Source organism: Streptomyces luteolus (assembly GCF_029968015.1).
GTDB classification, from domain to species: domain Bacteria; phylum Actinomycetota; class Actinomycetes; order Streptomycetales; family Streptomycetaceae; genus Streptomyces; species Streptomyces luteolus.
Genome location: NZ_JASCIS010000005.1, coordinates 21,375 through 42,155, shown reverse-complemented (window position 1 = coordinate 42,155; position 20,781 = coordinate 21,375). Strand labels below are relative to the sequence as shown.

The window sequence follows — 20,781 nt, the reverse complement described above, 5'->3', positions numbered from 1 at the left end:
CGCCCGGCAGGGCCTGTTCACCAGGGCGAGATGGGCTGGACCCCGGTCCGCAGGCCCTCGGCGTCCAGGAGGTGGCCCATGCGCTTGACCGTGTGCAGGCCGACGATGCGATCCGTGATCGTCAGCGTGGGCAGGCGGGAGCAGAGAGCCGTCTCGCGGCGCTGGATGTCGGCCATGTCGTGGACCCAGAGGGTGGCGAGGACATTGGCCGGCCCCGTGACGCCCGCGACGAGCCGGCACTCGGGAAGGGCCGCGAGCGTGCGGTGGACGGCGCCCATGTCGCGCGCCGGGGTCTGCGCGAGGAGCGTCACCGGCACGGGATGGCCGGCCAGCGGGGCGGCCACGTCGCAGCGGAAGGCCAGCACGCCCGCGTCGGTCAGGCGGCGCAGCCTGCGGCGGACCGTGGCGGGGCTGGTGCCGGTGCGCTCGGCGAGCTCGGCCAGGCTGAGCCGGCCGTCGCGCACGAGAGGGTCGATAAGGGCGCGGTCCACGGTGTCCAGGTCGAGCGTGCGGACCTGATCGGCCGCCGTCGACGCGGAGTTGCCGAGCGCCGAGAGCTGGGCGGGGTCGAGCGAACGCAGCCGCCAGCGGCTTCCCTCGACGTACAGCGAGGTCGCGAAGAGGCAGGCGACCGACGTGATGCCGGGCAGCCGGTCGAGGGTCTCCGTGACGAAACGGCCGAGCGAGTTCAGGTCGGGGGCGAGGACGTCGAGGAACAGGTCGGCGGTGCCGGGTGCCGTCACCTCGATCGTGGCGGCCTCCGTGTACGCGCTGAGCCGTTCGACCAGCCCGGAGCGGGCGCCCGGCTCGCAGCGCAGCAGGACGAACGCGGTGCACCGGCTGCGGGTGAACTCACGGCCCGGCACCGCGTACACCCAGGCGAGCCCGGTGCCGCAGAGCCGTTCCCAGCGGCGGGCCAGGGTGCTCGCGGTGACACCGAGCAGCGGCGCCAGCTCGGACCAGGAGGCGCGCGGGCGCAGTTGCAGGGCGTTCACGAGGGCGAGGTCGAGCTCGCTGACGGCGACCGCTGAACCGTCGCCGCCGCCGTGGGCCGTTCCCCCCACCTTCACTCCCTTGTCCGCGGTTCCTCGCCCAACCGGCGCTGCGGTGACGCCTCGGTGACCGTTTCTCGCACCGGACCGGCTGCCTACGCACGAATTCTTCGATCTACGAGGGCACTCGCGCCCCGACCCGCACAGTAGCCACCACTTCCGGTTCCGGCCACCACAAGGGGTGAGGCATTGTCCAGGCGCGCATCGGGGTTCCGCATGCTCCCGGCCATGGCCGTCGTCGTGCTGTTCAGCGGCATCGTGCAGGGCTATCTCACGCCCCTGCTGCCCGAGCTCGGGGCGCAGCTGCACATCGGCGGCGTAGGCCAGAACAACATCTACCTGCTGTCCCAGCTGGCGTTCGCCGTGATGACGCCGCTGATCTCACGCCTCGGCGACCTCTACGGCCACCGCAGGCTGCTGCGTATCGCCCTCGTGATGGTCGCGGGCGGCTCGCTCCTGATGGCCGTGTGGCCGACGGCCCTCACCCTCGCCGTCGGAGTGGTGCTTCAGGGTGCCCTCGTCGGCTTCTTCCCGCTGCTCGTCGGGATCCTGCGGTCCCGGGCGCCGGAGCGGAACCGTACCGGGATCTCCCTGCTCGTCGGTGTCCTCCTCATCTCCATCGGTGTCGGCGGCCTGGTCGCGGGCGCGCTCAGCGAGCAGCACGCGTCGGCGGGACTGTGGGCGGCCGTTCCCGTGGCGGCGCTCGCCCTGCTCGCCGGAGCGGTGCTGCCGGACAGCGACGCACCGCGCGGCGGTCGCTTCCACTACGGCGCGGCCACGCTGCTGACCGGCGGGCTCATCGCGCTCGTCCTGGTCCTCGCGCAGGGCAGCTCCTGGGGGTGGGCCGCGCCGTCGACCCTCGGCCTCGCCGCGGTGGCCGTCGTGCTGCTCGCGGCCTGGGTGGTGGTCGAGCGGCGGGCGGAGCATCCGCTGGTCAGCGTGCGGATGCTGGCCAACCCGCGGCTCGCGGTGGTCAGCGGCCACACGTTCTGCGCCGCGTTCGGCACGATCGGCTTCCTCGGCGCCAACGCCCTGTTCCTGGGCGCGTCCCCGGCGGACGCGGGCTACGGCATGGGCCTCGGCCCGCGGACGATCGCCACCGTCTCGCTCGCCATGGTGATCGCCGGGTTCGTCGGTTCGACGCTCACGCCCCGCATCGCCCGCGGCGTGGGAGACCGCGCGGTGCTCGCAGCGGGCGGCGGCCTGATCGCGCTTGGCTTCGTGGGGATGGCGCTGTTCCACGACACCCTCGGCCAGTACCTGGCCGCCGCACTCGTCGTCGGATTCGCCACCGGCCTCTTCGAGTCGATCACGCGCACGCTCTCCGCCGAGGTCGTCCCGGAGCACGAGACCGCGCTCGCGGTCGGCCTCAACGAGCTGGCCCTGTCCCTCGGCGCGGCCATCGGCGCCGCAGTCATCGGCGCGTGCTTCGCCGCGCACCCCGCGCCCGGCGGCGGACACATCGGGGAGTCCGGCTTCCTGTGGGGCTGGGGCGCCTGCGCGGCCGTCGCCGTCCTCGGTTCGGCCCTCGCCCTGCGCTACCGCACACCCCAGGGGGCTCACACCCCCGCCGTACGACCGTCCGAGCAGGCGGTGGAGACCGGAGGACTGGCATGACGACGCACACCCACTACGCACGCGACTACACCCCCTACGTACGCGACTACGTACGCGACTACGTACGCGACAACCCCACCGCCGCCGACGAGGTGTCGGGGACCGTGGAGTCCGCCGTACGCGCCTACGCCGACCGGCTGGTCGGACTCAGCCACAGCCTCCACGACGAGCCCGAGACCGCGCTCCAGGAGCACCGTTCGGCGGCGAAGATCGCCGACCTGATGGCGGACGCCGGTTTCACCGTGACCCGCGGTGTGGGCGAACTGCCCACCGCCCTCGTCGCCACATACGGCACCGGAGACCTGGTCCTCGCCTTCTGCGCCGAGTACGACGCGCTGCCCGGCATCGGCCATGCCTGCGGCCACAACGTCAACGGTGCGGCGGCGGTCGGCGCGGCCCTCGGTCTGGCCGCGGTGGCGGACCGGCTCGGCCTGACCGTCAAGCTGGTCGGCACGCCCGCCGAGGAGGACATCGGGGGCAAGGTGCTGCTCCTGGACGAAGGGGTCTTCGACGACGTCGCCGCCGCGATGATGGTGCACGCCGCCCCGTACGACAGCGTCGGCGCGTCCTCCCTCGCCATCGGCGCCTGGGACATCGCGTACACCGGCACCCCCTCGCACGCGGCCGTCGCCCCCTGGGAAGGCGTCAACGCCCTCGACGCCATGGCCCTCGCCCACACCGCGATCGGCCTGCTCCGCCAGCAACTCCCGCCCGGCGCGCTGGTCCACGGCATCGTCACGGAGGGCGGCCAGGCCGTGAACGTCATCCCCGCGCGGACCGCCGCGCGCTACGAGGTCCGGGCACCCTCCCTGGAGGCGCTCTCCGCCGTACGCGACCGGGTCCGGGCCTGCTTCGAGGCGGGCGCCCTCGCCACCGGAGCGGAGCTCGAACTGCACGTGCACGGGCGGGACTTCGCCGAGCTGCGGCAGGATCCGTACATGACGGAGACGTACGTCAGGGCCGCCCGGGCGCTCGGCCGCACGGTGGCCGACTGCCAGGGCGAGACGCTGGCCTCGACGGACATGGGCAACGTCTCGCGCCTCGTGCCCACGATCCACCCGACCATCGGCTACGAGACCGACGGCGCCCTGCAGCACACCCCGGAGTTCACCGCCCACGGCAAGACCCCCGGAGCCGACCGCGCCGTCCTCGACGGCGCCACCGCACTCGCCCTGGTCGGGGCCGAACTCGCGGCCACGGAGGAACAGCGGAGCCGCCTCCTGGCGGGGGTCGCGAGCCGCAATGGTCGATGAACCCACGTGGTTCGACCCCAGATCTCAGCCTTGAAGTGTGGGTTCTGACCATATGAGGGCGGTCAGATGTGCTGCCTAGGGTGGGTGCCTGCATGAGCGCCTCACCCGTGCCCCGCACCCCGTCCGAAGGACCGGTCGGCGGCGCCGACGCTGCCGGCCGGTCCGCACCGGCCTCCGATCGCGTCGCCGAGGAGCAGGCCGCCCGTACAGTCGGGGCGACGGCGCGGGCGGCATCGAGGCGTACGCACTTGACCTCACCGACCTCGACGCCGCCGAGCGGGCCGGCGTGGGCAGAGACATCCTGGTCAACAACGCCGGGCTCCAACTGGTGCGCCCCATCGGGGAGTTCCCGCCCGAGGTCTTCCACGCCGTGCTCACGGTGATGCTCGATGCGCCGTTCCGCCTGCGGGGCGCGCGAGAAGCAGCTCGCCGACCAGGCGGCCGCGCACGGCATTCCCGAGGAGCAGGTGCTCAGGGACGTGATGCTGCGCGACAGCGCGGTGAAGCGGCTGATCGAACCGGCGGAGGTCGCCGAGGCCGTGGCGTACCTGTGCGCCCCGCAGTCCTCGTTCATCACCGACACGTCGATGGTCGTCGACGGGGGGATGGACGGCGCACTGACCTGCAGGGGGCCTGATCCGCCGGACAGTCCACTGGCCACCCGCTCACAACGCTCCCCCGCTCACACGTCGGGAAGGAGTTATCCACAGGCCTGGCGGCGATGTCGGCCGTGTCGGTCATGCTGTCCTCATGTCCATCGATCACCCGCCGACCGCCGTGAGTGCGGAGGCACCCTTCCTCGAGCTGCTCGCGCGGGACGCCGACGCCGAGGCGTACGAGCAGCCGGTGCGCCGCGCCCGAGCCGAGGGCGCGTCCGCCGACCGCATCGCCGCGCTCGATCACGCCAAGCTCCTCGCGCTGCGGGTGCGCGCGGAGCTCGAAGGCCGCAGACGGCGGGAGGCGGAGCTGTCGGCGCTGTTCGAGACGGCCCATGACCTGGCGGGGCTGCGCGATCTCGACGAGGTGCTGCAGGCCATCGTCCACCGCGCCCGTTCCCTGCTCGGTACGGACATCGCGTACCTGTCCCTCAACGACCCGGCCGAGGGCGACACCTACATGCGGGTCACCGAAGGCTCGGTCTCCGCCAGGTTCCAGCAGGTGCGGCTCGGCATGGGGGAGGGGCTCGGCGGCCTCGTCGCCCAGACCGCCCGTCCCTACGTCACGGACGACTACTTCCGGGACGAACGCTTCCGCCACACCCGGTCCATCGACACGGCGGTGGAGGACGAAGGCCTCGTCGCGATCCTCGGGGTGCCCCTGCTGCTCGGCACGGAAGTGATCGGCGTGCTCTTCGCCGCCGACCGCCGCGCACGGGTCTTCGAGCGGGAGCAGATCGCCCTCGTCCGCTCCTTCGCCGCACTCGCCGCCGCGGCCATCGACTCGGCGAACCTGCTGGCCGAGACGCGTACGGCCCTCGCCGACCTGGAGCACGCCAGCGAGATCATCCAGGACCGCAGCGGCGTCATCGAGCGCGCCTCGGACGTGCACGACCGCCTGGCCCAGCTCGTACTGCGCGGCGGCGGAGTGCAGGACGTGGCGGACGCGGTGTCCGAAGTCCTCGACGGCACGGTCGAGTTCAGGGACAGCGCGACCGCCCCCGCCCAGGCACTGGAACGCTCCCGCGCCGACGGCCACGCCGTGCCGCACGGCGACGACTGGATCGCGGCGGTCGCAGCCGGCGGCGAACTGCTCGGCGCCCTCGTCATGCGCGGCCACCCCGCCCTTGACCCGGTCGACCAACGCACCCTGGAGCGCGCCGCGATGGTCACGTCGCTGCTGCTCCTGGCCCGCCGCTCGGCGGGCGAGGCCGAGCGGCGGGTGCGCGGCGAACTCCTCGACGACCTGCTCGACGGCCGGGACCACGACCCCCGCCTGCTCCGCGAACGCGCCGCACGCCTGCAGGCCGATCTGGACTCCCCGCACGTGGTGCTCGCCGCCCACCTGGGCTCCGGTGGGACGGCCGGTGACCGTGAGGGCGCGGCCCGCGGCCGGCTCTGGGCGGCGGCCTCGCACCTGGCGGCCACCCGGCACGGCCTGGCCGCGGAACGCGACGGCGGTACGGTCCTGCTGCTCCCCGTCGAACAGCCCCGCGCCGAGGCCGAGTTGGCGCAGGAGGCGGCCAAATGCCTGAGCGGTGCCGCACAGGAGCCGGTCACCGTGGGCGCCTCCGGCCCGGTGAGCGCCCCGGCGGCCGACCCCGAGGCGGTGTCCGTGGGGTGCGCGGAGGCGCACAGATGCGTGGAAGCCCTGCGCCTCCTCGGACGTACGGGACAGGGCGCGGCCACCGAGGACTTCGGGTTCCTGGGGCTGCTGCTCTCGGACGGCCGGGACGTCGCGGGCTTCGTGAGCCGCACGATCGGCGAGGTCGTCTCGTACGACGCACGCCGGGGCACGGACCTCGTCAACACCCTCGACGCGTACTTCTCCGCCGGCATGAGCCCGGCCCGTACGAAGGACGAGCTCCACGTCCACGTGAACACGGTGGCGCAGCGCCTGGAACGCATCGGGCGCCTCCTGGGGGAGGACTGGCAGAGCCCGTCCAGAGCACTGGAGATCCAACTGGCGCTGCGGCTGCACCGGTTGGGCGCCGCGGTCGAGCGGTAGGGCGCTTCGGATGAACCGTGGGGCGCTGCGGTCGAACCGTGGGACGCGACGCCGAACGCCCGCTGACCCGCTGACCCGCTGACAGAGGGAGGGGAACGCCCGCAGAGAGGGCGCCCCAGGCGGGGATGACCGCGAAGTGCACGGCGGAGGCGATGAGCACGGCGTTCAGGGCGGACTGCTTGGACACACCGGCGGAGGTGGTGGCGTACACGAGGATGAAGGCGGTGATGACCTAGTAGCTGATGTTCTCCGCCGTGCGGGCGCCCATGGCGATCAGGACGTCACGCCAGTGGTGGCGCATGACGGCGACCAGCGGCATCTTCTCCACCTGCCGCTCGCCCTCGGCGGTGGCCTTCTTGGCCTCGGCGCGCGCCAGGGCGCCTCCTTGAACACCGGGGACTCGTCCACCGAGAGACGGATCCACAGGCCGACGATGACCAGCACACCGGAGAGCAGGAACGGGACGCGCCAGCCCCATGAGGTGAAGGCCGATTCGGAGAGGAGCGCGGAGAGCGCGGTGAGCGCGGAGAGGACACCGGTGGCGAGCAACTGCCCTGCGGGGGCGCCGGTCTGGGGCCACGAGGCCCAGAAGCCGCGGCGGCGGGCGTCCCCGTGTTCGGAGACGAGGAGCACGGCGCCGCCCCATTCGCCGCCGAGCGCGAAGCCCTGGACCAGACGCAGCACGGTCAGGAGGACCGGCGCGGCGGTGCCGATGGTCGCGTGGGTGGGCAGCAGACCGATGGCGAACGTGGCGCCGCCCATCATCAGCAGGCTGAGCACGAGCAGCTTCTTGCGGCCGAGCCGGTCGCCGTAGTGCCCGAAGACCAGGGCGCCGAGCGGGCGTGCGGCGAAGCCGACGGCGTACGTGAGGAAGGAGAGGAGGGTGCCGACGAGCGGGTCGGACTCGGGGAAGAACAACTGGTTGAAGACCAGGGCGGCGGCCGGGCCGTAGAGGAAGAAGTCGTACCCCTCGATCGTGGTGCCGATCAGGCTCGCGGCGACGATGCGCTTGAGGTTGGAGGTGGTGGAGGTGGGACCCCATAGTTCGGAGGGTGGCTATGGCGTCGCGCTCCGGATTTCGGCGGCGAGGCGGCGGTCTCATGGCCGACCTCCGGGTCGCGGCCGAAGAACCGGGGGCGACGCCACCCCCCACCCGAAGTCCCCTCAACCCCGCAGTGCCGAAAGGAAGATTCCCGGCAGCCGCCGCAGACCGCCCGAGGTGGTGAAGGCGGTGAGGCGTTCCATCGTCGTACGGGCGGTGCGGTTGGTGACGAAGTACGGCGGGCGCGGCGAGAGCGAGGGGGAGCCGGTGAACAGGCCGCGCGGCGCGGGCGCGAACGGTGCGCGCAGCACCGTCTTCTCGACGTCCGTCAGCTGGAACGCGTTGTGCACGAAGCCGATGCCGCTGCCGATGTCCTGCCGGGTGTGGCCGGGGAACGCGCCCCACGGCGTGTACCCGAGCAGGAAGCCGAACGCCGACCAGCAGTTGACGCCGAGGGTGCCGTAGCGCAGCGCGGCCACGGCCTCGTCGACGGCCGCGCGGTGGTCGCGCTCGGTGCGGGGATGGACGAGGAGGGTGGCGCCGAGCGTGCCGGGCAGCCGGTCGTTGGCGAACGCGACGGCGCTGCGCAGGAATTGGGGCGCGTCGTCGCCGGGGAGTCGGACCACGCCGAGGGCGGAGGCGAACACCTCGTCGGTGACCATCGGGTCGTCCGGGTCGGTGAGGTCGGACAGGAACAGGCGGCCGCAGTCCTCGCCGAGGGCCTCCGCCTGCGGGTGGGCGTCGGCCGTCGCGCGCAGCCGCTCGAGCGCCCCCGGGTAGTAGTCGGCGCGTGGCGGCAGGTCCCGGAGCAGCCGCCGCACCTCGACGAGCAGCCGCTCGGTGCCGTCCCAGTCCTGCGGTACGAGGAGCACTTGGCTGGCCACGCAATTGTGCCCGGAGTTGTTCAGCTTGCTGGTGACGATGTGCTCGGCCTGGAACCGGAAGTCGGCGTCGCTCCACGGCCCGGGGGTGACGATGCAGGGGCTGACGCCGCCCAACTCGCTGGTGAACGGCTTGTCGTTGAGCGGCGTGTCCGTACGGCGGCGCTGCTCGGCCCGGTCGTCGGTGCCCCAGACGATGGCGTCGTGCGTGCGCTCGCTGCCGGTGACGTGGATGGTGTCGACGCCCTCGTGCTCGGTGAGATACGCGCCCTCGGCGCCGCCGCCGTCGACGAACCGGACCCAGCCGTGTGCCACGAACTCGTGGAAGACCTTCTCGAAGTGCGGCCGCAGGTAGGCGTTGACGGGGTTCATCTTGGCGAGGACGACCTCGCCCTCGGCGTACAGCTTGTGCAGCACGTCGAGCGGGGTGATCGCGTGCACGTTCCCGGCGCCGAGCACAAGGGCGACCGCGGGTGCGCCTGCCCGGCCGCGGTACTCGCCGGCCGCCCGGCGCCGTACCTCCTCGCGGGTCGTGCCCGGCAGCGTCCACACCTCGGCGGTGAAGCCGTTCAGGAGCAGCCGGTCCGTGGGGGTGGCGGGGAAGACGTCGACGACGGTACGGCCGCCGTGGGAGCGTACCGCCGCATCCGGCAGCGGGTCGTGCCCGGCGGCCAGGCGCCGCAGCACGTGCAGATACGCCCGCACGCCCTGCGCGAGCGCCCACGGAGCCGTCGTCCAGTCCTCCGCCGCCCAGGGCGAGTCGGCGTCGTACCCCTTGGCGTGGGCGGCGTCGGCGACCATGCCGGGGGCCTCGGCGGCGATGCGCGGCAGCATCCGTTCCAGCAGGGCGATGCGTTCCGGCAGCGCGGTCGCGGTCCAGGACGCGGCGTGCGCGCGCAGGTCGGCGACGGCCTGGTCGAGCGGAGCGAGGTCGAGGTCGAGGTCCGGTACGGGTGTCATAGGGCAGCAACTCCTGTGCAAAGGGAGGGGGTTGGGGGAGTCAGTGGGTGAGCGGGCGGGTTGCGTCGCGGTCCGGGTCGACCAGGAGGAAGGACGCTGCGGCGCCGACGGCGAGAAGCAGTCCGGCCAGGACGATCGCGCTCTGGTAGCCGCCGGTGCCCTGCGCGTCGACCAGCGCGCCGACGACGGCCGGAGCGGCGAGCCCGGCCAGGGTCACGACGGCGTTCATCACGCCGAGGGCACCGCCGCTGCGCGCGGGCGTGGCGAGTTCGGCGACCGTGGTCGCGGCGATCGTCGCGTACGAGCCGCCGACGCCGAAGCCGAGCGCGACCAGGGCGGTCTTCGCGCCCGCACCGTCGACCAGCGGCAGCGCCAGGCAGCAGGCGGCGCCGAACACGAGCAGCCCGCCGCCGACCCAGCCGCGGGCGATCCGGCTGCCGACCCCGCGCCGCATCAGCCGCCCCGTCACCCCGGCCTGCGCGAGCAGTACGACGGCGCCGACCGCCCACGGAGCGGCGACGAGCGTGCCCGCCGCGTGCGCGGAGTGGCCGAGGGCGCCCCGGAGATACGACGGCAGCCAGACCAGCATCAGGGCCACGGACCAGTAGCTGGTGAAGTAGGCGAGGGTGGTGCCGATCCACGTACGGCTGCCGAAGATCTCGCGGTACGAGGGGAGTTGGGGGTCGGCTGTCGAGTCTGCGGCCGGTGGCTCCGGGCCGGTTCGGTGCTGTCCGTCCGCGCCGAGCGCCGCCCAGGCCACCGACCAGACGACGCCGATGGCGACGAGCACCCAGAGCGCGGCCCGCCAGCCGTGGTGCTGGATCACCCAGGAGAGGCCCGGCGCCGAGACGATCACGCCGAGGGTGACGCCGAGGGTGATCAGGGCGCCGGGGAGGTTCCGCCGGTGGTTCGGGAACCAGGCGAGCGTGGCCTGTTGGGCCACCGGGAACGCCGGGCCCTCGGCAGCCCCGAGGAAGACCCGGGAGGCGATCAGCACGGCGAGGCCGCCGCCGATCGCCGCGGGCACCTGGGCCACGGCCCACAGCACGGCCATCACGAGGATCAGCAGCTTCGGCGAGACCCGGTCGGCGGCGAGCCCGACGACCACCGCGGCGACCGAGAACAGCAGGAAGAACGCGCTGTTGGCAAGGCCGAACTCGGTGGCGCTCAGGTGCAGATCGGCACGGATCTCGTCGGCGGCGAGCCCGAGGACGGACTTGTCCGCGAAGTTGATCATCATGAACACCACGAGCAGCGCGGTCACCGTCCAGGCGCGCCTGCTGTCGTGCTCGATGGCCCCCACTGCCTTACGGGCCACGGTCGGTACCGCGCTCATCTGTGCTCCAGGGTGAGAGAGGGTGGGAGAAGGCGAAGGGCGCTCAGGACAGCGGAACCCCGGCGATGGCGATGCGCTCCATCACGCGCCGCTGCGGGAAGTAGTCGTTGACCGCGTAGTGCTGGGTGGCGATGTTGTCCCAGACGGCGATCGAGTCCGGCTCCCAGTGGAAGCGGATCTGGAACTCGGGGATGCGCGCCTGGAGCACGAGGATGTCGAGCAGCTCGCGGTTCTCCGCCTCGGACAGGCCCTTGATGAACCGGGTGAAGGGCTCGTTGACGTACAGCGTCCTGCGGCCGCTGCGCGGGTGGCGGACCACGACCGGGTGCTCGACCCGCGGCCAGTCGGCCCGGAACGCCGCCTTCTGCTCGTCGTTCATCAGCGCGCCCCAACTGGCCTCCCAGTCGTGCACGGCGACGAGCGACTCGATCCGTTCCTGGAGGTCGGCGGGCAGGTTGTCGTACGCGGCGCCCATGTCCGCCCACATGGTGTCGCCGCCCGCCGCGGGCACCTCGACGGCGCGCAGCACGGCGCCGAGCGAGGGGTTGGCCATGAACGAGTGGTCGCTGTGCCAGATGTTCTTGTTGCCGACGGCCCTGGCGTCCTTGGCGAGCCGGGAGATCCCGGCGGTACCGGTCTTCGGGAAGAACGGGTTGGCCTCGACGTCGCCCCACACCCGGGACAGCGCCAGCTGGTGGTCGGCGTCGAAGCCGGTCTGGCCGCGGAAGAAGATGACCTTCCACTCCAGCAGGGCCTGCCGCAGCTCCTCGGCGAGCTCGTCCCCGATCGCCCGCGTCAGGTCCACGCCGGACAGCACGGCGCCGAAGTGCGGGGTGAGCGGGCTGATCTCAAGCCGCCGGTACGTGAACGGCTCGGCCTCGGGCGCGAGCCGGTCGAGGACGCGGCGCCCGTAGTGCATCAGGGGCTTGTCCAGGACGGGGGCGGGCTGGGCGACAGGCGTGGTCGTGACGGCGTTCATGGGTCCTCCCGACGACGAAACGCTGATTACGTAACCGGCAGTATCGATATTGAGATGCGGCGGGGCAAGGGGGTGGAGCGAGTGGATTTCGCGCGTGCCGGGAGGAGTCCGCGGAGCGGGGTACGGGGACGGCCGCAGGCATGGGCGGGTGCGCGTGGGCCATCAACGGGCCGTACGCGTAGGGGAGTTGGCGCTGCGATTCGGTGCCGGCCCCGTCGCTCTGAGGCCGGTCGCGCCTGGCGCGTCGGTCAGTTCACGCCTCGGGCGCGACCGACCGTCCGATCAGGTCCACCAGGGACTCGACCAGGGCCTCGTCCGGCAGCGCGTGCTCGCCGACGAGCCGGAACACCAGGGACGCCGCGACCAGCGTCGCCGCCGCCCCGAGGTCGGCGTCCGCGCGCACGTCCCCGCGCGCGACCCCGCGGTCCAGCAGATGCCGGGTCTCGCTCATCACCCGCGCCGTGTAGGCGCGGTACCCGGCGGGCTCCGAGCCCGCCTCCGCCGCCGAGCCGATCACCCCGGCGAGCAGTCGGCCGACGCCGGGCTGTCGGTACGCCTCCATGCGCGCGGTCAGGACGGCACGCAGCTCGGCACGGAAGTCGCCCATGTCGGGCACCGTCAGCGGGCCGATCCGGGACTCGGCGGTGGCGATCACCAGGTCCTGCTTGGTGGGCCAGCGCCGGTAGATCGCGGGCTTGCCGACACCGGCACGGGCCGCGACGGCGTCCATGGTCAGCGCGCCCATGCCGCGCTCCGCGACCAGCTCCGCCACGGCGTCGAGCACGGACCGGGTGACCCGCTCCTCACGCGGCCGCCCCGGGCCCCGCCGTACCTGCTGTGCTCGCTCCATGCCGTGACCCTACGCGGAGGCGTCGACGTGGAGTGCGAGGGCCCAGGGCTCGTCTCCCCGATCCGTGCGGGCCCGCGACGCCTGGCACGCACAGATCGGGGAGGCGGGCTCTAACCGCTAACCGCTAACCGCTAACCGCTAACCGCCCCCGCCGACGCCGCCAGTTCGGCGCGCAGGACATGCTTGGTGATCTTCCCCGACGGAGTGCGCGGGAGCTCGGTGCGGAGGATCAGCTCGCGCGGCAGCTTGTAGCGGGCGATGCGGCTCTCCAGCCAGGCCCGCAGCCCCGCGAGGTCGAGCCCGGCGCCCGCGCGCGGCACCACGACGGCGACCACGGTCTCGCCCCACTGCGCGTGCGGGCGCCCCACCACGGCGACGTCGAGGACGTCGGGGTGGCCGCGCAGTGCGCCCTCGACCTCCTGCGAGGCGACGTTCTCGCCGCCGGTGATGATCACGTCCTTCATCCGGTCGACGACGGTGACGAACCCGTCCGCGTCGATCCGCCCCAGGTCACCGCTGCGGTACCAGTCTCCGGCGAACGCCTCGGCCGTGGCCGCCTCGTCGTCCAGGTAGCCGACCATGCGGGTGTCCGCGCGCAGCCAGATCTCGCCGGTCCGCCCCGCCTCGGCGTCGGTGCCGTCCGGCTGCACCACCCGCAGTGCCACCCCGGGCATCCCGCCGCGGCCGATCGAGCCCGCCTTCTCGACCTGCTCGGCGGGGGAGAGGGACGAGCCGACGGGCCCCATCTCGCTCATCCCGTACACCTGGTGGAAGTCGTCCGAGCCGTAGGCCTTCATCAGGCTGCGCGCCGTGTCCGCGTCCAGGGGGCCCGCTCCGTAGATCCACGCGCGTACGGAGGACACGTCGAAGTCGGCGAACTCCGGGACCGCTTGGACCGGCGCGATCAGGGCGATCGGGGCGCCGAACAGGGCGGTGATCCGCTCGCGTTGGACGATCTCCAGCATCGCGCGCGGCTCGTACTCGCGCTGCAGCACCACGGTCGCGCCGAGCAGCAGAGTGCTCAGCGTCCAGTTGTTGAGCGGGGACGCGTGCCAGATCGGCATGCAGATCAGGAAGCGGTCGTCGCGGCGGAGCGGGATGGAAGTCGCCGTGTACGTGGCGGCCAGGGCGATGCCGCGATGGGTGTGCACGCAGCCCTTGGGGCGGCCCGAGGTGCCGGACGTGTAGAGGATCTGCGCGATGTCTCCGTCCGGCCCGGGCTCGCTCCGCCACGGCTCGTCCCGCCGCGGCTCGCCCCGCCCGGGCTCGCCCCGCCCCGGCTCGCCCCGCCCGGGCTCGTCCCGCCGCGGCTCGCCCCGCCACGGCTCGGCCGTCGCGACGAGGGACTCGAAGGAGTCCGCCGGGCGCTCCTCGGCGGCGGCGTCCGGGTGGCTGACCAGCCAGCGCACCGGAGCGTCCGCGGCGGTCGCCCGCTCGCCGATCTCCGCGTCCACCACGGCCAGCTCGGCCCCGCAGTGCCGCAGTTGGTACCCCACCTCGGCCGTCTGCAGCTTGTGGTTGACCGGCACGAGCGTGGCCCCCGCGTACCAGGCGCCGAACGCGGCGAACAGGAACGCGGGGGTGTTGTACGTCATCACGGCGAGCCGGTCGCCCGGGCGCAGGCCTGCCTCCCGCAGCACGGTCGCGGCGCGGCGGGCGGCGTCCGCGAACTCCCGGTAGGTCCAGCGCTGTTCGCCGTAGACGAGGGCTCGCCGGTCGCCGGCCGAGCCGACGGCGTTGTCCAGCAGGGTGCTGAGGTGCATCACGTTCTCCTGACGGGCGGGCGCGGGGCGCCGGAGCCGGGGGAGGGGGAGGGGGGCCTTGGCGGAAGCTCTCGCCGCGGGAAGGCTCTGGCAAGAAGCTCTGAATGATGGTTCACTTCTTTCATGGCCTACCGCAAGACCCCTGCCGAGATCCGCCGCCTGGAAGCGACCCGCGAGCGGCTCGTCAGCTGCGCCACCGAGGTCGTCACCGAGGTGGGCTGGGCCCAGGCCTCCGTCTCCGCGGTCGCCGACGCGGCCGGGATCGCCGCCGGCTCGGTCTACCAGCACTTCCCGTCCAAGTCGGCCCTCGCCGTCGAGGTGTTCCGGCGAGCGGCGGGGCGCGAGGTCGAGGTGCTCGGCGAGGTCCTGCACGCGCCGGGCGACCCGGTCGAGCGCCTCAGCCGCGCCGTCGAGGTGTTCGCCCGCCGCGCCCTGCAGAACCGCGGTCTCGCGTACGCCCTGCTCGCCGCCCCCGCCGAACCCGCGGTCGGCGCCGAGCGCCTGGAGTTCCGGCGGCGCTACCGCGTGCTCTTCGCCGAAGTCGTGCGTGACGGCATGACGCGGGGAGCGCTGCCCCAGCAGGACGACGAGATCACCGCGGCGGCCCTCAGCGGCGCGATCGGCGAGGTCCTCGTCTATCCGCTCGGCGACCCGGAGAAGCGTGCCGTCGACACCTTCATCGCCGAACTGACCGCCATGGCACTGCGCTGCGTGGGCGCCCCACGCGACTGACCGACCCCGAAGCCCACCGGAGGAGCCACCATGACCACGGCCGCGCCGAGCAGCCACCCCACCGCCGTGACCCACCAAGTCACCAACCAGGCACCCCCGTTGACCGGACACGACGCCGCCGACGACCCGGTCCTGATCGAGGGCGTACGACGCGAGGGCGCCGCGTGGCACCTCGACGACCTGCACACCTTCGGCCGGCTCGTCGGCAGCGAGGAGGCCCGCACCTGGGCCGACCAGGCCAACCGCTTCGAGCCCGAACTGCGCACCCACGACCGCTACGGCAACCGCGTCGACGAGGTCGACTTCCACCCCGCGTACCACTCCCTGCTCACCGCCACCGTCGGCGCGGGCGCCGCCGGTTCCGCGTGGGCGGACGAGCGGCCCGGCGCACATGTCGCGCGGGCGGCCACGTTCATGGTGGCCACCATGCTGGAGCAGGGCCATATGTGCCCGGTCTCCATGACGTACGCCGTCGTCCCCGCCCTGCGCAACGCCCCCGACCTCGCCAAGACGTACGAGCCGCTGCTCACAAGGAACGTCTACGACCCGGGCCTGCGCACCCCCACCGGCAAGCGCGGGCTGCTCGCCGGGATGGGCATGACCGAGAAGCAGGGCGGCACCGACGTCCGCGCCAACACCACCGCCGCGACCGAACAGGCCGACGGGACCTGGCGGTTGCGCGGCCACAAGTGGTTCACCAGCGCCCCGATGAACGACCTGTTCCTCGTCCTCGCCCAGGCGCCCGGCGGGCTCACCTGCTTCCTCGTGCCGCGCGTCCTGCCCGACGGCAGCCGCAACACCTTCCGCATCCAGCGCCTCAAGGACAAGCTCGGCAACCGCTCCAACGCCTCCAGCGAGCCGGAGTTCGACGACACCGTGGCATGGCTCGTCGGGCCCGAGGGCAAGGGCGTGCGCTCCATCATCGAGATGGTCACGATGACCCGGCTCGACTGTGTCCTCGGCTCCGCGGGCCATATCCGCGAGGCCCTCGCGCAGGCGGCCCACCACACCCGGTACCGCTCGGTCTTCGGCGCCAAGCTCATCGACCAGCCGCTGATGCGGAACGTCCTCGCCGACCTCGGCCTGGAGTCGGAGGCGGCCACCACCCTCGGCCTGCGCCTCGCCGGGGCCGCCGACCGGGCGCAGCGGGGCGACGCCCAGGAGCGCGCGTTCCTGCGCCTGGCCACCGCCGTCTCCAAGTACTGGGTGTGCAAGCGCCAGCCCACGATCGTCGCCGAGACCCTGGAATGCCTCGGCGGCAACGGCTACGACGAGGCCTCCGGCATGCCACGCCTCTACCGCGAGGCCCCGCTCAACGGCATCTGGGAGGGCTCCGGCAACGTCAACGCGCTCGACATGCTGCGCGCCATGACCCGCGAACCGGAGTCCCTGGAGGCGTTCCGTACGGAGATCGAGTCCGCGACCGGCGCCGACGCCCGACTCGACGCCGCCTGGCGGGAGTTGCGGGACCAGCTCGTCCTCACCGAGGACGCCCCGCTGCGCGCCCGCCGCGTCATCGAACGCGCGGCCCTCGTCCTCCAGGGCTCCCTCCTCGTACGGCACGCGCCCGCAGCCGTCGCGGACGCGTTCTGCGCGTCCCGGCTGGCGGGCGACCAGGGCCTGGCCTTCGGCACACTCGCGCCGGGCACGGACTTCGGGGGGATCCTGGAGCGGTTGCCTGCTTGAGACGGGGGTCGGGGGTGCCTTGTTTTTTTGATGTCTCACTGTGACATCAAAAAAACAAGGCACCCCCCTGCCCCCCTCAGATCTCCGGCCGCCGATGCAGATCCAGCGGCACCGTCCCCGTCGAGAAGCCGCGGCGGTCCAGGCGACGGCCCGCGAGTTTGTACGGGCGGATCACCACGCTGCGGTCCACCACATCGATATGCGGCAGCTTGCGCATGATCGACGTCTCCAGGCGCTGCCCGTCGCTGATCGTGCGCAGCCACACCGCGATCAGCAGGTTGAACGGGCCCGCCGCCGACAGCATCGCCCGCACCTCACCGATCGTCGACAGCGTGGCCGCCGCCTCGTCCAGCCGGTCCGATGGCACGCGCGCGAACAGCCACTCCGAGACCGACCAGCCGGTGAGCGCACGGGCCAGCTCGCAGCGAAGGCGCAGACTGCCGTCGCCGATCAGCTGGTTGAGGCGACGCCGCGTCGTGCTCTCGCTGGTGCCGTTCAGCCGTGCGAGGTCGCTCAGCGGGACCCGGCCGTCGACCGACAGGGCCGCCGCCAGCTCCCGGTCCGCCGCCGTCGGCAGATACGTACCGACGTCCTTCGGCGGCTTCGGCAGCCCGGCGCGCAGCGTCCGCTCCTGCGCCGGGCTCAGCGCGCGCAGCCGCCAACGGCTCGCGTCCGTGTACGTGTTCACCAGGACGTGGCTCTGCACCCGCAGCACGTACGGCACCCGGGCGAGGCGCTCCAGGAGATACCAGGACAGCTGGTCCGCGTCGTCGCACACCACCGTCACGAGCAGATCGCGCGCACCCGCCGACACGTCGATCGTCATCGCCTGCGGATCCCCGGCCAGCGCCTCGGCCACCTCCAGGCTGCGGCCCGGCTCGCCCGTGATCTCCACGAGGGCCATCGCGGGATCGGGCACGAACAGCGGCTGACACGACACCCACGCCGCCCCGAGCTCCCGCAGCCGAGCCCAGCGCCGTGCCGCCGTCGAGGCGTCCACGTCCAGGGCGCGGCCCACCGCCGCCCAGGACGCGCGCGGATTGATCTGCAGGGCGTTGACGATCTCCAGGTCCAGCTCCGAGAGCTTGACGGAATCCGGTGCTCTGTTCATGTCCATGACGGAATCATGCATCGGGACCGCTCGATCTGGCACGCCCCCCACTCTGGTCGCCACTACTCGCACGAGCCACCACCGGAGGGGCCCGCCATGACGACCCTGGCCGACCAGGAGACCACCCCGGACCTCGGCGACGCCGTCGTCGCCGAGATCGCCGGACTCCGCGAGCGACTCGTCCGGCTCAGCCACGACATCCACGGATTCGCCGAGCTCTCCTTCGAGGAGCACCGGGCCGCCGACGCCCTCGCCGACGCCCTCGCCGAGGCCGGATTCGACGTCGAGCGCGGCGTCGCCGACCTGCCCACCGCCTTCAAGGCGTCGTACGGGACGGGCGACCTCGTCGTCGGCATCTGCGCCGAGTACGACGCGCTCCCGGACGTCGGCCACGCCTGCGGCCACAACATCATCGCCACCACCGCCCTCGGCGCCGCCCTCGGCCTCGCCCCGGTCGCCGACCGCCTCGGCATCACCGTGAAGGTCCTCGGCACGCCCGCCGAGGAGCACGGCGGCGGCAAGGTCCTGATGATCGACGCGGGCCTCTTCGACGACCTGACCGTCGCGATGATGGTCCACCCCGGCAACGCCGACACCCACCCCGCCGACACCGCCACGCAGGGCGTCGGCCGCTGGGCCGCCACCTTCACCGGCAAGGCCTCGCACGCCGCCGCCGCGCCCCAGCTCGGCGTCAACGCCGCCGACGCCGCGGTCGTCACCCAGGTCGCCCTCGGCCTGCTGCGCCAGCAACTGCCCGCCACGGCCCGCGTCGCCGCGTTCGTCCGCGAGGGCGGCCGGGCCACCAACATCATTCCCGAGCGCACCGTCGTCGACTTCGAGGTCCGCGAGTTCGACCTGGATGCCCAGCGCGAGCTGCACGCCCGCGTCCTTGCCTGTTTCGAGGCGGGCGCCCTGGCCACCGGCTGCACCCTCGAACTCGAGGAGACCGAACCGGAGTACGCGCCCCTCCGACAGGACGTACGCCTCGCAAACCGGTATGCCGCCGCCCTGGACCGCATCGGCCGCCCCCTCGCCGAGCGCTCCCCGCTCAGCGGCGGCTCCACCGACATGGGCAACGTCTCCCACCTGCTGCCCAGCATCCACCCGATGATCGCCGTCCGCGGCAGCACCAACGCCCCGCACACCCACGGCTTCGCCCAGGACGTGATCAGCGCGGAGGCCGACGCCACCGTCGTCGACGGCGCCACCGCCATGGCCCTCACCGCGGTCTCCGTGGCCCAGGACGAGACGCTGCGCCGCGAACTCCTCGCCGAACAGCGGGGCCGCACCGCCCACACCCCCGACCGGAGCGGGCGATGACCACGACCACCACACCCGCCTCGCGCAGAGCCGCCGCGACCAGGGCCCGCCTCGCCTCGTACGCACCGCTCGTCCTCACGGCCCTGCTGCTCACCGCGATCGCCGAACTCATCGGCCCGCACACCCTCGACCTCGGCGTCGGCGAAGTGACGCTCCACCCGCTGGTCTGGGGCATCCTCATCGGCGGCGCCGTCAGCGTCCAGAAGGTCAGACCGCTGCCGGTACGGCTGCAACAGATCGCCACGCAGACCGTCCAGGTCGGCATCCTGCTGCTCAGCGTCCGGCTCAGCTTCCTCGTCGGCGAGAACCTGCCCGTGCTCGCCGACGCCGGACCCGCCCTGCTGCTCCAGGAGTTGGGGCACCTCTTCGGCACGGTCGTGTTCTCCCTGCCTCTCGCGGTCCTCCTCCGCATGGGCCGCCCCGCGGTCGGCGCGTGCTTCTCCATCGACCGCGAGGGCTCCTTCGCCATCGTCTCCGAGCGGTACGGCGCCGACTCCGACGAGTACCGGGGCGTCCTGTCGATGTACGTCTTCGGCACCATCGTCGGCGGCCTCTACGTCACCCTGCTCGCCTCGTTCCTCGCGGGCACCGGCCTCTTCGACCCGCTGGCCCTCGCCATGGGCACCGGCGTCGGCTCCGGCTCCGTGATGGCGGCCTCCTCGGCGGCGATCGCGGCCGAGTACCCCCAACTCGCCGACCAGATCCTGGCGTTGGCCGCGGTCAGCAACCTGATCACGAGCCTGCTCGGCCTGTACGTCGGGATGTACGTGGCGCTGCCGATGGCCGAGCGCTTCTACCGGCTCCTCACCCGCAGGCGGAAGCAGCCCGAGCCGACGCAGGAGGCCGCGGCCGAACCGCGGCAGGAGTCCGCCGCCCCGGAGGCACCCGCGGCCGCCTCAATCCGCTTCGCCCTCCCCCTGGTCGTCGTCCTGATGCTGCTGTCGACCGTCCTCTTCAACAAGGGCTTCGACGGGAGGATCCTCGCCGGCTACGCCCTGATGACGGCCGTGGTCCTCGTGGCGCTGGCGCTGCGCACGTACACGAAACTGTCACCGATCATCGGTGTCACGACGATCGGCATCCTGCTCAGCTCGCCGTGGTCCCCGGTCGGCGAACAGGTCTCGGCCCTCCTGGAGCCGGTCGAGTTCCTCGCCCTGACCACCCCGGTCCTGGTCCTCGCGGGCCTGGGCCTCGGCAAGGACTTCGGCACCCTGCGCCGCGTCGGCTGGCGCATCGTCCTGGTCGGCCTGGTCTCGTTCGCGGCGTCGTTCGTGGTGTCGGCGCTGATCGCGGAGGTCACGCTGGGGCTTGGCTGAGTTGTGTCCCGCTTCGCGGCCGTCGTTCGGCTGCGGCGCCGTCGTGGCTGGTCGCGCAGTTCCCCGCGCCCCTAAAAAATAGCCCCTCCGGCGTTTGAGGAGCGGGGGTCCGGGGGCGGAGCCCCCGATGCCTCGCGCCGCGCCCCCCCCCCCCCCCACACCACCGCCCCCCCCCCCCCGGCCCCCCCCCCCCCCCCCCCCCCCCCCCCCCCCCCCCCC

Annotated in this window: 14 protein-coding genes and 2 pseudogenes; 8 read left to right on the top strand and 8 right to left on the bottom strand. The window is 73.0% G+C overall.

Features of this window, described 5'->3' with window-relative positions; translation table 11 throughout:
* Window positions 1-17: 17 nt before the first annotated feature.
* Window positions 18-1,064, bottom strand: a complete 1,047-nt coding sequence (locus QIT00_RS06180) for an Lrp/AsnC family transcriptional regulator (RefSeq protein WP_282534074.1) — start codon at window positions 1,062-1,064, stop codon at window positions 18-20.
* Window positions 1,065-1,280: 216 nt separating this feature from the next.
* Here QIT00_RS06180 and QIT00_RS06175 point away from each other — a divergent pair, with 216 nt between their 5' ends.
* From QIT00_RS06175 to QIT00_RS06160, 4 genes and pseudogenes are all read left to right on the top strand, one after another.
* A complete protein-coding gene (locus tag QIT00_RS06175) occupies window positions 1,281-2,669 on the top strand; it encodes an MFS transporter (protein WP_282534073.1) in 1,389 nt (462 codons plus the stop codon).
* Window positions 2,666-3,922 carry an amidohydrolase gene (locus QIT00_RS06170; RefSeq protein ID WP_282534072.1) on the top strand — a complete coding sequence of 419 codons (1,257 nt, stop codon included), beginning with the start codon at window positions 2,666-2,668 and terminating at the stop codon, window positions 3,920-3,922. Before QIT00_RS06175 ends, QIT00_RS06170 begins: the two co-directional genes overlap by 4 nt.
* 88 nt (window positions 3,923-4,010) lie before the next feature.
* Window positions 4,011-4,543 (top strand): annotated as a pseudogene (locus QIT00_RS06165) (SDR family oxidoreductase).
* Window positions 4,544-4,672: 129 nt separating this feature from the next.
* On the top strand, window positions 4,673-6,586 hold the full coding sequence (locus QIT00_RS06160; protein ID WP_282534071.1) for a helix-turn-helix domain-containing protein: 1,914 nt from the start codon (window positions 4,673-4,675) through the stop codon (window positions 6,584-6,586).
* Window positions 6,587-6,689: 103 nt separating this feature from the next.
* On the opposite strand, the pseudogene QIT00_RS06155 reads toward QIT00_RS06160, so the two are convergent.
* From QIT00_RS06155 to QIT00_RS06130, 6 genes and pseudogenes are all read right to left on the bottom strand, one after another.
* A pseudogene (locus QIT00_RS06155) lies at window positions 6,690-7,591 on the bottom strand (MFS transporter); the annotation flags it as partial.
* A gap of 159 nt (window positions 7,592-7,750) precedes the next feature.
* The gene (locus tag QIT00_RS06150; protein ID WP_282534070.1) at window positions 7,751-9,469 is read right to left on the bottom strand and encodes an aldehyde dehydrogenase family protein; all 1,719 of its coding nucleotides are present in this window, start codon (window positions 9,467-9,469) and stop codon (window positions 7,751-7,753) included.
* Between the two features lie 40 nt (window positions 9,470-9,509).
* A complete protein-coding gene (locus tag QIT00_RS06145; protein WP_282534069.1) occupies window positions 9,510-10,805 on the bottom strand; it encodes an MFS transporter in 1,296 nt (431 codons plus the stop codon).
* A gap of 43 nt (window positions 10,806-10,848) precedes the next feature.
* Complete coding sequence (locus QIT00_RS06140; RefSeq protein ID WP_282534068.1) at window positions 10,849-11,784, bottom strand: TauD/TfdA dioxygenase family protein; 936 nt, start codon at window positions 11,782-11,784, stop codon at window positions 10,849-10,851.
* A 253-nt stretch (window positions 11,785-12,037) separates the two neighbouring features.
* Window positions 12,038-12,634, bottom strand: a complete 597-nt coding sequence (locus QIT00_RS06135; protein WP_282534067.1) for a TetR/AcrR family transcriptional regulator — start codon at window positions 12,632-12,634, stop codon at window positions 12,038-12,040.
* Between the two features lie 131 nt (window positions 12,635-12,765).
* On the bottom strand, window positions 12,766-14,397 hold the full coding sequence (locus tag QIT00_RS06130; RefSeq protein WP_282534066.1) for a class I adenylate-forming enzyme family protein: 1,632 nt from the start codon (window positions 14,395-14,397) through the stop codon (window positions 12,766-12,768).
* A gap of 123 nt (window positions 14,398-14,520) precedes the next feature.
* Here QIT00_RS06130 and QIT00_RS06125 point away from each other — a divergent pair, with 123 nt between their 5' ends.
* Window positions 14,521-15,129 (top strand): TetR/AcrR family transcriptional regulator, encoded by a 609-nt coding sequence (locus QIT00_RS06125; RefSeq protein ID WP_282534065.1) that lies wholly within the window; start codon window positions 14,521-14,523, stop codon window positions 15,127-15,129.
* 30 nt (window positions 15,130-15,159) lie between these two features.
* Window positions 15,160-16,815 carry an acyl-CoA dehydrogenase family protein gene (locus tag QIT00_RS06120; RefSeq protein ID WP_282534064.1) on the top strand — a complete coding sequence of 552 codons (1,656 nt, stop codon included), beginning with the start codon at window positions 15,160-15,162 and terminating at the stop codon, window positions 16,813-16,815.
* A gap of 76 nt (window positions 16,816-16,891) precedes the next feature.
* Here the strand turns inward: QIT00_RS06120 and QIT00_RS06115 are convergent, their stop codons facing one another.
* Entirely contained in the window at window positions 16,892-17,932 is a 1,041-nt protein-coding gene (locus tag QIT00_RS06115; protein WP_282534063.1) for an Lrp/AsnC family transcriptional regulator, read from the bottom strand.
* A gap of 90 nt (window positions 17,933-18,022) precedes the next feature.
* On the opposite strand from QIT00_RS06115, the gene QIT00_RS06110 reads away from it, so the two are divergent.
* A complete protein-coding gene (locus QIT00_RS06110) occupies window positions 18,023-19,246 on the top strand; it encodes a M20 family metallopeptidase (protein ID WP_282534062.1) in 1,224 nt (407 codons plus the stop codon).
* Window positions 19,243-20,562: a DUF3100 domain-containing protein gene (locus QIT00_RS06105; protein ID WP_282534061.1), complete on the top strand. Its 1,320-nt coding sequence runs from the start codon at window positions 19,243-19,245 to the stop codon at window positions 20,560-20,562. Before QIT00_RS06110 ends, QIT00_RS06105 begins: the two co-directional genes overlap by 4 nt.
* The last annotated feature ends 219 nt before the right edge of the window (window positions 20,563-20,781 follow it).